The organism is Brevibacterium sp. FME37 (assembly GCF_014897485.1).
Classification (GTDB): Bacteria; Actinomycetota; Actinomycetes; order Actinomycetales; family Brevibacteriaceae; genus Brevibacterium.
Genome location: NZ_JABUYE010000006.1, coordinates 202851 through 216370 on the forward strand (window position 1 = coordinate 202851; position 13520 = coordinate 216370).

Consider the following 13520-nt stretch of genomic DNA (forward strand, 5'->3'; position numbering starts at 1 on the left):
GATTGTCTGCACAGGTCTGGGAACGCGCTCTGATCGTAGCCGGTGCTAGCCGCCGACAGCACCGAACCGCGCCGACAGCACTTCGGCCGTGGCCCCGACGCGGGCCGCAGCCACCTGACGGGGAGGCCCCTCGGCGACGATCTGACCACCGTCGGGGCCAGGGCCTGGGCCCATATCGATGAGCCAGTCGGAACCGGCGGCGAGTTCCATGTTGTGATCGGCGATGAGGATCGTATCTCCCTGGTCGACGATCTGGCGGAAGAGCTGACCGAGGGTCCGTGCATCACTGGGGTGGAGGCCGTTGGCGGGTTCGTCGAGGATGAACAGTGTGCGCTCACGTCGTTTCCTGGCCCGCATCACCGCGGCCAGGCGCAGACGCTGCGCCTCACCACCGGAGAGTGTCGCCGAGGACTGGCCGAGCAGCAGGCCGCCCAGACCAACCCTCTGCAGAACCTCGAAATGGGCGACGAGACCGAGGCGTTCGGCGAACACCGTCGCCGCCGCATCGATCGACAGATCGAGGACATCCGCGATGGTCAGCTCCTCGACCGTGACCTCGAGTGTCTCCTCAATGAATCGGCGGCCCTCGCATTCGGGGCAGGTGCCGCTGGAGGCCGGCAGGTGGACGAGATCGATGGTGATGATGCCCAGCCCTTCGCAGCGGGGGCATCGTCCGCGGGCCGTGTTGAAGGAGAACTGTGAGGCGGTGAAACCTCGGCTGCGCGCCAAAGTGGTCTTCGCGAACAGGCTGCGGATCTTATCGAAGATGCCCAGGTAGGTGCCGATGACCGATCGCGGGGACCGGCCGATGGTGGACTGATCGAAGCTGACCACCCGGTCGAAGACTTCGAGCCCGGAGGCGTCTGCCCCGGTAATATCTCCTCGCTCACCATGACCACCACCACTGCGGGGCATCGTCGGCGGCTCCTCGTCACCGTCGAACAGGGAAGCTCCAGCGCTCCTGGCCAGTGTTGCGACCGATCGCAGCGCCGAGCTCTTACCCGCCCCGGAGACTCCTGTCAGAGTCGTGAGACCACCGATGGGAAAGGACAGTGCCAGACCGCGAAGATTGTTCGTCGACAGTCCTGTGCACTGGGCCCAGTCCCCGAACTCCTGGGGTGCGCGCCAGGGTTCGCCGGGTGCTTCATTGCGAAGGCGGACAGCGGTTGAGCTCTCCCCATCGAGCGCCTCGGTGACGGGGCCAGAGAACATCAGCTGACCTCCCCGGTCGCCGCCGCCGGGACCGAGCTCGACGACCCAATTGCAGCGGCGCACCAGCTCCATATCGTGTTCGACGAGGATGACCGTATTGCCGGCATCGCGCAGAGCCTCAATATGGGTGAAGAGGTGGTCGGTGTCCTTGGGGTGCAGTCCGGTGGAGAGTTCGTCAAAGACGTAGACCATGCCGTGCAGGCCGCTGTGCAGATGGGCTGCCAAGCGCAGTCGCTGCAGCTCGCCGGGGGAGAGGGTAGCAGCCGAGCGGTGAGGTGGAAGATAGCCGACGCCGAGGCGCTCGATCACTGCCGTTCGTTTGTCGAGTTCGTCGAGGAGGACCTGGGCGGCGTCATCGGTGGCGTTGGCGAATCGCTTCGCCTGAGTGTGGCCCCGGTCGAGGTCGGTCGTGATGGCCGCGTGGATTGAGACTGCCAGCTCCGTGAGACTGCGGGTGGCCACCTCGGCGATGTTCGCACCATCGATCGTCACCGACAGGGCTGCCGGGTTGATGCGGCTGCCGTGGCAGTCGGGGCAGAGTTCGTGGCTGAGGTACTCTTCCGTGCGTGCCCTCACCGTCTCGCTGCCGGTCGTGACCATGGTGTCGAGCAGGTACCTGCGGGCGCTGCGGAACTTTCCTGTGTATTCGCGGGCCACGTGGTCGAGCATCTTCTCCGGTTCGACGGTCACCGATGGTGTGTCCTCCGTGGTCAGCAGCCAGGTGCGGGTGTCAGCGGGCAGGCGCTTCCAGGGTATGTCGACGTCGATTCCCAGTGCCTCGACAAGGTGCTTGAAGTTCCGACCCAGCCAGCCTCCCGGCCACGCGGCGATGGCGCCCTCGCGAATTGTCAGTGACTCGTCGGGTACGGCCGTGCTGAGGTCGAGATCATGGATGCTTCCCTTCGCCGCACACGTCGGGCAGGCACCCTCGACGGTGTTGGGGGAGAAGGCCGAAGCGAGGAGACGCCCCTGGTTCGCAGGGTAGTCACCGAAGCGGGAGAAGAGCACCCGCAGCAGATCAGATACCTGCGACAGGGTGCCCACGCTCGAATTCTCCGGGGGCGTCGACACGAGCTGCTTTACCGCGATTGCGGCAGGGAGGCCCGTAATTCGGTCGACCTGGGGCGCAGAGACCGCGCCGAGGAGGTGACGGGTGAACGGGGAGACCGATTCGAGGTAGCGGCGCTGGGCTTCGGCGTAGATGGTGTCGAAGGCCAACGACGACTTGCCCGAGCCCGACACACCACAGATGCCGATGAGCTGCCTGTGCGGCAGAGAGACCGAGAAACCGGACAGGTTGTGCTCGCGAGCGCCGACGACGCCGATCTCTTCGGTCATGAAATGGCCACTTCCTCTCGTCCGGGTGCAACGATGAAGCTGCACCCGGACCAGGCTACGCGGTCAGCGGTTCGCTCGGTGGGCGCGCCACGTGCTGATCTGATCCCAGATGACGATCGCCCAGATTGCGATGACAGTGATGATCTGCTGCACCTCGGCGCTCGAAGCGGATGTGAGGTCCGGGTGCAGCACCTGCTGCGTCAGCAGAGCGATGGTGAGGAAGACGGCCATCGCCACGTCGAGGACCACGCCGGTGATGATCAGCACGGCACTGGTCGAAGAGCGGACCAGCTTGATGACTTCGATGACGGCCATGAGGGCCAGGAAGCCCCAATAGCCGAGCAGCCATCCTGACCCCAGGTCGGGATTGATGAATGTCTCGCCGTTGTTGAGATGCCCGACGTATACCAGCGACGTCGGGATGAGCGGGATCAGCGCCAGAAGGACGAGGAAGATCAGGTTCAGGACCACCTCGGCGCGGATCTGCGAACCTCTGGCGTCCTTTCGGTGCAGATCATCGACGCTCCACGGCTCTGACTTGGACCCGGGCAGCTTCTCTGCGGCTCCTCCGTCTTTGTTGCGATCACCGAGCCCGATGAGGATGGTGATGACGGCGAAGGCGGTCAGCAGGGCCGTGACGGTGCTGCCGATCGTCTGACCCAGCAGCGCACCGAGTTGGACCTGCGGCGTCGAGCCGATATGCACGATGACATTGGTGAGCACAGACAGCGCAGCTACGGCCGGCAGCACCCACCGTAGCGACCAGATGAAGAGCGGATACGAATTCGGTCCGATGAGATGCTGTGGTGAGTTCGTGTACTCCCGCGAGAGCAGAACCGGATCGCCGAGCTCTTCGAGTACCTCGCGTTCGGCAGCAGCGGTCTGCGAATCGGTCGACGGGCTGCCGTCACCCAGTCGGTCCTCAACCATGTCATTGATCGTCGCCTTGATCTCTGCGGCGATGTCGTCGCGCGACTTCTCGGGCAGATGGCCGATCACTGTGTCGACATAGATGTCAGTGAGCGCACTCATGGTGTGCCTTCCTTCCAGAGTTTCGTGATGCTGGTGTTGAGTTCCAGCCATTGGGAGTGGAGTGCTGCGGCGACATCGGCGCCGCTGGTGGTGACGTTGTAGTACTTGCGCGGACGAGCCTGCTCGGTGTTCCACTCGGCGCTGAGCAGCCCCTGCTTCTCAAGTCTTCGCAACAGTGGGTAGAGAGTGTTCGCCTCTGTCGCGATGCCGGCCTCGGTGAGTGTGGTCAACAGCGAGTACCCGTACTGCGGCTGACGACAGGCGACGAGGCTGGCGAAGACGACGGTGCCTCGTCTCAGCTCTTGTTCGTGGGTCGCCAGTGCCTGTTCTTCATCCTCGTTCATGCTTCACACAATAGTGTGTGTCACACACTATTGCAATAGGCAGGGTATGGGGTTTTCGGACGCGCAGGCCCTGGGGGTGGAACTGAGCGGATGGCCGCAGTGCTTCACTAGACTGCCCGTTATGGAGTGCAAAAAGTGGATCCTATTCGACATCGGTGGGGTGCTTGAGGTCGTCGACGATGACGCCTGGCCGCAGAAGTTTCAACGTAGGTGGCAGGCACGATTGGGCTTCGATCCCGAGGAGTACAAGGAGCGCATCGATCGAGCTGCGCTCCCTTTCATCGATCTCTCGCCTCAAACAGAATCCGCGTATTGGGAAGGAGTCGGCCGGGCTCTCGACATGGATCAGGCGACAGTTGCAGAGATGCGAGCTGAGATGTGGGATCAGTACTGTGGCATTCTCAACGTCGAACTCATGGATTTTGCGCGTGGTTTGCACCCGAATGCGGGAGTCGCGATCCTTTCGAACTCGGTTGACGGGGCGCGTGAGGAAGAAGAACGACGCTACGCCTTCTCTCGCGTATTCGCTCCGATCATCTACAGCCACGAAATCGGAGTGGCGAAACCAGAAGCTGCGGCATATCGGTCTGCGCTGCAGGCGATGGACGCGGAGCCTGATCAGGTGTTCTTCATTGATGACCATTCCGAGGCGGTAGCGGGTGCGGCCGCCGTCGGAATTCGCGGAACTCTTCATGTGGGCAATGCCGCGACGATCGAGAAGATCGAAGACTTCCTAGGGCGACCATGACTGACGCAATTCTCGAACGATTCTGGACGAATGCGCGACGTGCGGTGCCGACCCTTCCCGAAGCTGTACCGGAAGCGTGGGCATTCGGTGCGACTGAATCACAGGCCGACGAACTGTTGGCGCTTGTCCTAGAAGGGGTGAAGACGGGAACCGCAGCCGCAATGCAGGATTTGCTGGCTGATGGTGAGGCGGTTCCGAAGGTCGGTCAGGCCAGCGTGATTCTCGATGGCAGAGATCAGCCACGAGCCGTCATCGTCACCACGGCGGTTGAAATCGTGCCGTTCACCGAGGTCAGCGCCGAGCATGCGCGCTCCGAAGGTGAAGGAGATCGAACTCTCGCAGCCTGGCACGAGATCCACGAGGAATTCTGGCGCGAGCACGGTCGGGGTGCCGATGGGTTCAGCGAGGACATGCTCGTTGTGTGCGAACGGTTTCGGCTGATGTACGCACAGTGGCCACACACATAGGCGCAGAGATCACTGAAAGGATTCGACTGCCGCCACCTCGTCGATGGCTGGCTCCGAGAGCTCGGTTCGGCGCCCCTTCGCATCCGCAGTCGTATTCCGTGGAGTTCTGCCCATAGACAACGCGTCGGCGATCACGAAGGGTAAAGAACTCTTTGGGTGTTCGTGAGTAAAATGATCGTCAGCCGTTGCTTCAACTCGAGAAGAGGGCAATATGTCTAAGCAGTATGCAGTGGTTGGATTCATCATCGGTCTTGCGGTCTCCGCCGGGATTTTCATCCTCTTGATACCTGGCCTGTTCGACATGGCCTCTCCCAGGCATATCTGGTCCAGCTGGGTGTTTTTCGGTATTGCCGTTGCCTGCGGTGCAGGTGCGCTGCTGACTCGGCGCCGGTCCAGGTGACCTCGGCGGGGCGAAGGCATCACTGCTCAGATTCGGCCAACTCCACCTCATCGAGGGCGAGCTCGGAGGGCTGAGTTCGGAATCCCTTCGTGGTGAAGGCGAGAATCACGGCTCCGATGACAAGCCAGCTGCCACCCAAGGTGACCGCGTGGACATCGAGCTGGGTGAGCAGGAAGGCGATGACGATGACGCCGATGATAGGGCAGATCAGATTGAGCAGGATTCCGTGGCGGCGACCAGCCTGACGCTCTTTGGCCCAGTGGACGATGACAGAGACGTTGACCATGATGAAGGCGAGGAATGCGCCGAAGTTGATGAACGACGTCGAGGTGGCGACGTTCATGAAGATGGCGATGAGGCCGATGACGGCAATCGCCAGCAGGGAGAGCACCGGGGTGTGGAAGCGCGGGCTGAGCTTGCCGAAGAAGCGTCGCGGCAGCACACCGTCACGCCCCATCGCATAGAGGAGACGGCTGCCAGCCGCCTGAGCCGCGATTCCCGAGGTGAACTGAGCGATGACGAGGGCGGCAAGGAAGATGGCACCGAAGAGGTGACCGCCGATCCTGCGCGCGATCTCGAATGCCGCGGCGTCGGAGTTCTCGAAGACTCCACCGGGATGGACCAGCTGCACAGCGTAGGCGACGACGACGAAGATGCCGCCGCCGATGACCGCGATGAGCATGATCGCCTTGGGAACGGTGCGCCGGGGGTCGATTGTCTCCTCGGTGAACGTGGTCACCGCGTCGAAGCCGAGGAATGAATACGCGGCGATCGCAGCACCGCCGCCGATCGCAACGAGGCTCGAATTGACGCCGGTGAATGGTGTGGCGCTGAAGAGCCCGGTCGCACCGTGCGTGCCGAAGACGTCGGCCAGCGACAGAACCACGAAGAATGCGATGATGAGGATCTGGAATGACATGAGGATGAGATTGACACGGTCGGCGACCTTGATCCCCACGATATTCAGCACAGTGGTGAGGATGATGAACCCAATGATCCACACGGCCATCGGCACCCCGGGGAACTGCGCCTGCAGGTACGAACCTCCGATGAGCCAGATGACCATCGGCAGGAACAGGTAGTCGAGCATGGTGGCCCACCCGACGAGGAATCCGACCCTTCCATCGATGGTCTTGCGAACATAGGTGTACGCGGACCCGGCGACAGGAAAGGCCGCGGCCATGCGCCCATAGCTGTTGGCGGTGAAGAGCATGGCGACAAGGGCGAGCAGGTAGGCGCTGGCACTTGCGCCGCCGGTCTCGGAGGCGATGACGCCGAAGATCCCCAGCACGATCAGCGGCGTGAGATACGCGAGGCCGAAGATGACGAGCGAGGGCAGCTTGAGGGTCCGTTTGAGCGTGAGCGTGTCTGACATGATTACTCCATTGTTCTCAGTGATGACATAGAGCCGCCGAGGCGGTCCGCCGGTTGATCGGGATTCTGCGCTGAGGCTGAACTTTGGCTCAGTCGTGCCCGCGATAGTGGGGCGACCACCGCTTGGGTTCGATGTGACCGGCATAGAGCGGCAATGAGATCGGCTCGTCATCCGGGGCGAACTGCGACCAGATCCGGTTGGTGCCGGCCGTTCCCCGAGCTCGTACCCGTTGGATGTGGCCTGGATCCATGTCAACGACGAGGGTGTCTTCACCCGGTCCAGCCTCGGCGAGGACATGCCCTTCGGGGTCGACGGCGATGCTGTGGCCACGACCAACAGGTTCGGCACAGTTGACGCTGAGCATGTAAACCTGATTGACGATCGCATTGGCTCGGGCGAGGATGAGCTCCTGATCACGGTCCTGGCTGGTCGTCTTGACGATGTTGATGATCGCATCGGCGCCCATCCACGCGAGGTGCCGGGAGTGTTCGGGGAACCATGCGTCATAGCAGTTCGACAGACCGAGGACGCCGTGTCCGTCGATCGGGGCGACGACGAATTCCGTTCCGGGGAGGTGGGGCTCAAATGGCCGCCACGGGAACATCTTGCGATAGCTGGCGGCCAGCGTCCCGTCGGGGGAGAAGAGGAGCTGAGTGTTGTACTGCGCGTGAGTGCTGGTCGTCTCGCCGATGCTTCCCGGGCACAGCCAGATGCCGGATTCTGCGGCGATTTCACCGATCTGCCTCACGAAGTGGGCGTCGAGGGGGCAGCGCCATCTGTGCGAGGGCGGCCGGCTGCTCATCGTGTGGCAAATGGTCGACGCCCTGCAGGTGGAGTTCCGGATAGACGAGCATATCGAGTTCAGGATGGAGTGCGAGCGTGCGCTCGACGTCCTTGCGCAGATCGGCCAGCACATTCAGGCCGTGGAGCGGAGTGCGCTGAGCAAGTCCGACACTCAGTTCTCTCTGTGGCACTGGCAGCTCCTTCGCTCAATATAAGTGTTCATTTTGAACACTCTAAACTTGTGAGCCGATAGACTCAACACATGGCGGGAAAAAATTCGCGTGCCTCGAACCGGGAGACCCATGAGGTCGACCGGGCTCTGTTCACGGCTCCGGGATCTGCGGCGGTCACACGGCTCTCAGCCGTTGACACCGTCCGAGCTCGAGTTCTCCTTTCGATCGAACATGCGCTGCTGACGCCGGGAAGCAAGCTTCCCCGCACAGAGCTCATCGCAGGGGGCCTCGAAGTCAGCCACATCACCGCACGCCGTGCCTTGGAGAGCCTGGTCGACGATGGAGTCCTGGTCCGCCGTCGAGGGCGCGGGGGAGGAACCTTCGTCGCCGACGATCCGCCGGCGCTCAATGACTCCTCAGTCACGGCCTATCGGGCCGACGAGCAATCGATTCTCCGGCTCATCGATCAGCGCAGCCTGATGGAGAGTGCGATCGTCGTTGCAGCCGCACAGCGAGCGACAGCGGCGCAGTGCGATGAACTCGACGACCTCATTCTGCAGTCGAAGAACGCCGCCGATTGGCACGAGCACCACATCCCCGACACTCGCTTCCACCGCCTGTGCGCCGAGATCAGCGACCTTCCGGAAGTGCCCACTTATCTCGCCTGCTATGAGGCACTGACCAAGTACTTCGTTCCTTATCCGCAGGAACAGCTCGATGCGGGCCGCGACCATCATGCCCGTCTCGTTGCCTCCTTTCGCGACCACGATCCGATGGCGGCCGTCGATATCGCACGCATTCACGTGGATGCTCTGCGTCGAGAGATGTTCGTCGGCCTCGGCCACTGATCATGACACTGAGGCACACGCTGTGAGGAAATCAGAATATTTGACGCTCATCCATGCCGAACGCGCTCGCCTCGTGAGTCTCCTTGGCGGCCTCGCCGCAGACCAGTTGCAGGCGCAGTCGCTGTGATCTGATTGGAGTGTCGAGCAGGTGGTTGCTCATCTCAGTGCCGCTGCGAATACCGGCAGGTGGGCATGGATTCGCAGCATCGTCGCCGCCGGATTCAACCCAGCTGAGCACAATGCTCGCCTGCTGTCGCGATACCAGGGGCGCACCCCTGAAGAGACTCTCGCGAACTTCCGCGACTCGACCACTATCACGATTGCTCCGACAAAGGACTATCCGGCATGCCTCGGCGAGGTGATAGTCCACGGCCAGGACATCGCTGAGCCGCGAGGGTTGGCTCTCGTCCCTGAGCGGGCGGCGCTTCTGGAGGTCGCTCGCTACTTCGCGCAAAAAGATTTCGCGGTCAACAGCAGAACACTTGTCAATGGTCTGTTGCTCGAGGCCGAGGACGCCGAGGAGCTGCGTCATCCCATGAGCTGAGCATTCGGCCGCTTTCCAGTCACGCGCCACCGACGATGCCGATCGCGGCGAGAATGAATCCGATAAGCTGCAGTGATGCTCGCGCGATCTGGAAGGCGTCCCAGCGACGGCGCATGGCGATGAACCCCTTCGGTGCCGTCTTCTCGGTGATGCGACCGGTGCGCAGGTTGATCGGAACATTGCCGATGATCGTGACGATGAGCGCGATGCTGAGGCTTATGGCCGCGAAGACGAGCCATGCCGAAGGGTCGTTGGTCGCGACGATGATGCCGAGGGCGGTTGCAATGGTCATCCCGATGGGCATGACGCGTCCGAAGGTCTTGAGCAGCCCCTTTTCGAACGTCAGTTGGTCGTCGGTTTCCAGTCTGCGAATGACCGGGTGGACGAGGGTTGCTGAGCCGAATTCTGCCGAACCGACGAATCCGATGACCAGGATGGCCGCGATTTCGATGATGTCCACGATATCTCCTAATGGGTAGTGGAACTATCTATAATGGATAGTAGTAGTATCTGTACTGGAAGTGCAATACCCCGAAGGAGATTCGTATGGCGGAAGCGAACGAGATGCGCATGGCCGAGCTGGCGCGACGTTCGGAGCTGAGTGTGCCCACGATCAAGTACTACCTGAGGGAGGGGCTGTTGCAGCAGGGCAGACGTACCAGTGTGAATCAGGCGGTCTACAGCGATGCTCATCTGGAAAGACTTCGCTTGGTCCGTGCCCTGACCGCGGTGGCCGGATTGCCGCTGTCAAAGGTTGGTGAGGTGGTGGCAGCAGTGAGCGGAGAGCCGACGGTCATCGACGCCATGGCCGTGGCTCAGGACGTTCTCCTCGGCGATGGTGCGCAAGGGGAAGCCGCACGGGCAGATGTCAAGACCTCAGAAGTGCTCGATCGCGTGATCGCCGAACGGGGATGGCGTTGCGAACGGACCTCGCCGGCCTATCGTGCGGCGGTGAATGCCGTCGATGAGCTTGACCAAGAAGGGCTCACTGACATCCTCGATCGCCTCGGTGACTACGCAGAGTCAGCGGAACATGTGGGGCGAATCGACCTCGAGACGATCGATGAGGTGGAAGGGCTGGAGGAGAAGGTGCGCAGCGTGGTGCTGGGCAGCGTCCTGCGACGTCCACTTCTCGAGGCGCTGGTTCTCCTGGCTCAGCAGCATTTCGCTCAAGAGCACTTCGCCCAGGACGTCACAGACCCTTCGGCTTCGCGTCGTAGGTGAGCCAGTTGGTCTTCGTCGCTACCTTGTCATAGAGGACCTGAGCTTGAGCATTGTCGTCGGCAGTGATCCAGCGGACGACCGAACGACCCTCGTCCGCGGCGATCTCCTGGAGACGGGCGATGAGTGCACGTCCGGATCCTGTTCCGCGGGCCTCGGGATCGGTGAAGAGGTCATCGAGCCAGAGACCGACCGTGCCGGTCGACGGACGCGAGAATCTCCGGAAGTCCGCGATTGCGACGATACGGCCATCCGCCTCGGCGACCAGGCCTTGGCACTCGTGTGCTGTGTCCATGAGCCAGCCCCACACCCGGGAGACGATTTCCTCGGATTCCGGCAGGTGATAGAACTCGCGGTAGCCGCGGAAGAGCTCACGCCAGTGAGCCTCGTCTGTCGGTTCAACAGGGCGAACGGAAGTGGTCGACGAATCTGCCATGACTGTCCGTACCTTTCCTCATAGTTCTGCGGGGTGACATGTGAGCGCTGAAAGGCGACATGTACTGCAAGAGTATGTGAAAAAGCCCCTGGCCGGGAGGATGTCTCCCGAACCAGAGGCCGTTTTCCGCTGTGTACGCGAGGGGGGACTTGAACCCCCACGTCCGCAGACACTGGAACCTAAATCCAGCGCGTCTACCAATTCCGCCACTCGCGCGCGTCGTTCCCAAGATTAGCAGGGCGAGGGTGAGTTGCTGAAAACGATCACGCGGCGCTGGAGATCAGGCAGCGTCGATTCCCAGTGCTTTGCGCACTCGGGCAACGTGACCGGTGGCCTTGACGTTGTACTGGGCCAGTTCCACATTGCCTTCGGCGTCGATGACGAGCGTCGAGCGGATGACGCCCTGGACGACCTTGCCGTAGTTCTTCTTCTCGCCGAAGGCACCCCACTCTTCCATCATGGTCTTGTCGGGATCGGAGAGGAGATCGAAGTTCAGACCTTCCTTCTCAGCGAACTTCTTCAGCTTCTCCGGCTTGTCCGGGGAAATGCCCAGGACGACGAGGCCAGCGGCCGATAGTGCCGAGAGCGAATCACGGAAGTCGCAGGCCTCGGTGGTGCAGCCGGGGGTCATGGCGGCGGGGTAGAAGTAGACGACAACTCGCTGTCCCTTGAATTTGCTCAAGGACACGGACTTGCCGTCCTGGTTGCTCAGGGTGAAATCCGGGGCGGTGTCGCCGACTGACAGACGTGGCATAGGGTCTCCTCTTCTCGTTCGGAACATCTCCGAGGTTCTCAGTTCAGTGACTACTCTAGTCCGAGACCCCGACACAGATCATGCTCACTCGATGCGCGCGATGACCTCGCCGACAGCAACCACGTCGCTGACCTTCGCGACCTGCTTGAGTGATCCTGCCACGGGAGCCTGGACTCGGGTCTCCATCTTCATCGCCGATAGCACTGCGACATCGTCACCCTCGGCCACCTCGGCGCCGTCGTCGACCAGATAGTCCACGAGGCTGCCGGGCACCGGCGCGGTTACAGCGCCCGCGCTTCCTTCGTCTCCCGTCGCCGAGGTGGCTGTACCGTTGGCCGCGGATGTGCCCTGACCGGTCCCACCGGCCGAACCGAGGGCGACCAGCAGTCCGGCAGGCAGACCGATGGTGGTGAGCTTCCCGTCGATTTCGATATCCATGCGCTGCAAATCAGCGCCGGCCACGGGTGCGGGACGATCCTGGGTCTCGAAGCGCGGCAGCAGCTCGGATTCGATCCATTGTGTGTGAATGCCGGCCACACCGTCGTCGCCGAGACCGGTGAACGCCTCATCGGTCAGGATCGCCAGCGAACACGGCAGAACCGTCGCCGGTCCCTGGACCGTGAGTTCCTTCGCCGCGACCATGGTGCGGGCGATGGCGCCGGCCCGATCGGGGCCATGGACGATGAGCTTGGCGAAGAGGGAGTCAAACGCCGGCTGCACGGTGTCACCGGCGCGGACTCCGGAATCCCAGCGCACACCGGGACCGCCGGGCACGGTGAGGACATCGATGCGTCCCGGTGTGGGCAGGAATCCACGTCCCGGGTCCTCGGCGTTGATGCGCAGCTCGATCGCATGCCCGCGCGGCTGCGGGGTCACGTCCAGCGAGAGTCCCTGGCCGAAGGCGATGCCAAACTGTTCGGCGACGAGATCGACCCCGGACACCGCCTCGGTGACAGGGTGTTCGACCTGCAGTCGGGTGTTGACCTCGAGGAATGTCATCGTGCCATCGGCGGCGAGCAGGAACTCGACGGTGCCGGCACTGCGGTAGCTCACCTCGGCGCAGATCGCCTCGGCCGAACGGTGCAGACGTTCACGCTGGTCAGCGGTCAGCCCCGGGGCGGGTGCCTCCTCGATGAGCTTCTGGTTGCGGCGCTGGGCCGAGCAGTCACGATCACCCACGGCCACCACGTGGCCTACTCCGTCGCCGACGATCTGAACTTCGAGGTGGCGGGGACGTTCGAGGTACTTCTCGACGAAGCACTCGGGCCGACCGAAAGCCTCCACGGCCTCGCGGGTGGCCGATTCGAAGGCATCGGCTACTTCGGTCAGGTCATGGACGATCTTCATTCCACGACCGCCGCCGCCATGCGCGGCCTTGATGATGATCGGCAGACCATGTTCGGCGGCGAAGTCCTCGACCTCGCTCGCGTCCTCGAGGGGACGGTCGATGCCCGGGGCCAGGGGAGCGCCGACTTTCTGTGCCAGTTGTCGTGCGGTGACCTTGTCACCCAGCGCCGTGATCGTCTCCGCAGTGGGCCCGATCCAGATCAGGCCGGCGGCCTCGACGGCGGCGGCGAAGTCCGCGTTTTCGGACAGGAATCCGTAGCCGGGGTGGACGGCTTCGGCCCCGGATGCCTTGGCTGCGGCGATGATCGCGTCGATGTTGAGGTAGGTTTCGCCCGCTGTGGTTCCCGGCAGCCCGTAGGCTTCATCCGCCAGCTGAGTGTGCAGAGCATCGGCATCTTGGTCGGCGTAGACGGCCACCGAGGTGTGCCGGTGCTCGGCGCAGGCACGGATGACGCGGACAGCGATCTCGCCGCGGTTGGCGATGAGGATGGTCGACAT

At 62.6% G+C, this 13520-nt stretch carries 15 protein-coding genes and 1 tRNA gene; 5 read left to right on the plus strand and 11 right to left on the minus strand.

The window, feature by feature from the left end:
- Positions 1 to 45: 45 nt before the first annotated feature.
- The 3 genes from INT29_RS09640 to INT29_RS09650 form a co-directional block, all read right to left on the minus strand.
- Complete coding sequence (locus INT29_RS09640) at positions 46 to 2550, minus strand: ATP-binding cassette domain-containing protein (RefSeq protein ID WP_193071493.1); 2505 nt, start codon at positions 2548 to 2550, stop codon at positions 46 to 48.
- Between the two features lie 63 nt (positions 2551 to 2613).
- Complete coding sequence (locus INT29_RS09645) at positions 2614 to 3582, minus strand: HAAS signaling domain-containing protein (protein WP_193071494.1); 969 nt, start codon at positions 3580 to 3582, stop codon at positions 2614 to 2616.
- The gene (locus INT29_RS09650; protein WP_101572939.1) at positions 3579 to 3926 is read right to left on the minus strand and encodes a PadR family transcriptional regulator; all 348 of its coding nucleotides are present in this window, start codon (positions 3924 to 3926) and stop codon (positions 3579 to 3581) included. Before INT29_RS09650 ends, INT29_RS09645 begins: the two co-directional genes overlap by 4 nt.
- Before the next feature lie 121 nt (positions 3927 to 4047).
- Between INT29_RS09650 and INT29_RS09655 the strand changes: the two genes are divergently transcribed.
- Both INT29_RS09655 and INT29_RS09660 read left to right on the plus strand, forming a co-directional pair.
- Positions 4048 to 4674 carry an HAD-IA family hydrolase gene (locus INT29_RS09655; RefSeq protein ID WP_226830895.1) on the plus strand — a complete coding sequence of 209 codons (627 nt, stop codon included), beginning with the start codon at positions 4048 to 4050 and terminating at the stop codon, positions 4672 to 4674.
- Complete coding sequence (locus INT29_RS09660; RefSeq protein ID WP_193071495.1) at positions 4671 to 5141, plus strand: ASCH domain-containing protein; 471 nt, start codon at positions 4671 to 4673, stop codon at positions 5139 to 5141. The genes INT29_RS09655 and INT29_RS09660 overlap by 4 nt, the downstream gene beginning before the upstream one ends.
- A gap of 419 nt (positions 5142 to 5560) precedes the next feature.
- Here the strand turns inward: INT29_RS09660 and INT29_RS09665 are convergent, their stop codons facing one another.
- The 3 genes from INT29_RS09665 to INT29_RS20100 form a co-directional block, all read right to left on the minus strand.
- Positions 5561 to 6916, minus strand: a complete 1356-nt coding sequence (locus tag INT29_RS09665) for an APC family permease (protein ID WP_101572933.1) — start codon at positions 6914 to 6916, stop codon at positions 5561 to 5563.
- Positions 6917 to 7004: 88 nt separating this feature from the next.
- Positions 7005 to 7664 (minus strand): carbon-nitrogen hydrolase family protein, encoded by a 660-nt coding sequence (locus INT29_RS09670; RefSeq protein WP_319020874.1) that lies wholly within the window; start codon positions 7662 to 7664, stop codon positions 7005 to 7007.
- Complete coding sequence (locus INT29_RS20100; protein ID WP_226841809.1) at positions 7648 to 7890, minus strand: hypothetical protein; 243 nt, start codon at positions 7888 to 7890, stop codon at positions 7648 to 7650. The genes INT29_RS09670 and INT29_RS20100 overlap by 17 nt, the downstream gene beginning before the upstream one ends.
- 71 nt (positions 7891 to 7961) lie before the next feature.
- Here INT29_RS20100 and INT29_RS09675 point away from each other — a divergent pair, with 71 nt between their 5' ends.
- Together INT29_RS09675 and INT29_RS09680 are read left to right on the plus strand one after the other, a co-directional pair.
- Positions 7962 to 8720, plus strand: a complete 759-nt coding sequence (locus tag INT29_RS09675; RefSeq protein WP_193071496.1) for a FadR/GntR family transcriptional regulator — start codon at positions 7962 to 7964, stop codon at positions 8718 to 8720.
- Between the two features lie 148 nt (positions 8721 to 8868).
- Positions 8869 to 9264, plus strand: a complete 396-nt coding sequence (locus INT29_RS09680) for a hypothetical protein (protein ID WP_193071497.1) — start codon at positions 8869 to 8871, stop codon at positions 9262 to 9264.
- 19 nt (positions 9265 to 9283) lie between these two features.
- Here INT29_RS09680 and INT29_RS09685 read toward each other — a convergent pair whose 3' ends face one another.
- On the minus strand, positions 9284 to 9724 hold the full coding sequence (locus tag INT29_RS09685) for an anthrone oxygenase family protein (RefSeq protein ID WP_193071498.1): 441 nt from the start codon (positions 9722 to 9724) through the stop codon (positions 9284 to 9286).
- An 86-nt stretch (positions 9725 to 9810) separates the two neighbouring features.
- Here INT29_RS09685 and INT29_RS09690 point away from each other — a divergent pair, with 86 nt between their 5' ends.
- Positions 9811 to 10488, plus strand: coding sequence for a MerR family transcriptional regulator (locus INT29_RS09690; protein WP_226841811.1), 678 nt, complete (start codon positions 9811 to 9813; stop codon positions 10486 to 10488).
- Here the strand turns inward: INT29_RS09690 and INT29_RS09695 are convergent.
- The 4 genes from INT29_RS09695 to INT29_RS09710 all read right to left on the minus strand — a co-directional run bounded on the left by INT29_RS09695 (position 10457) and on the right by INT29_RS09710 (position 13520).
- Complete coding sequence (locus tag INT29_RS09695) at positions 10457 to 10921, minus strand: GNAT family N-acetyltransferase (protein ID WP_193071499.1); 465 nt, start codon at positions 10919 to 10921, stop codon at positions 10457 to 10459. The two genes, INT29_RS09690 and INT29_RS09695, sit on opposite strands and share 32 nt — an antisense overlap.
- A gap of 134 nt (positions 10922 to 11055) precedes the next feature.
- A tRNA-Leu gene (locus tag INT29_RS09700) sits at positions 11056 to 11137 on the minus strand.
- 64 nt (positions 11138 to 11201) lie between these two features.
- Positions 11202 to 11675 carry a thioredoxin-dependent thiol peroxidase gene (gene bcp, locus INT29_RS09705; RefSeq protein WP_193071500.1) on the minus strand — a complete coding sequence of 158 codons (474 nt, stop codon included), beginning with the start codon at positions 11673 to 11675 and terminating at the stop codon, positions 11202 to 11204.
- Positions 11676 to 11759: 84 nt separating this feature from the next.
- Complete coding sequence (locus INT29_RS09710; RefSeq protein ID WP_101572923.1) at positions 11760 to 13520, minus strand: biotin carboxylase N-terminal domain-containing protein; 1761 nt, start codon at positions 13518 to 13520, stop codon at positions 11760 to 11762.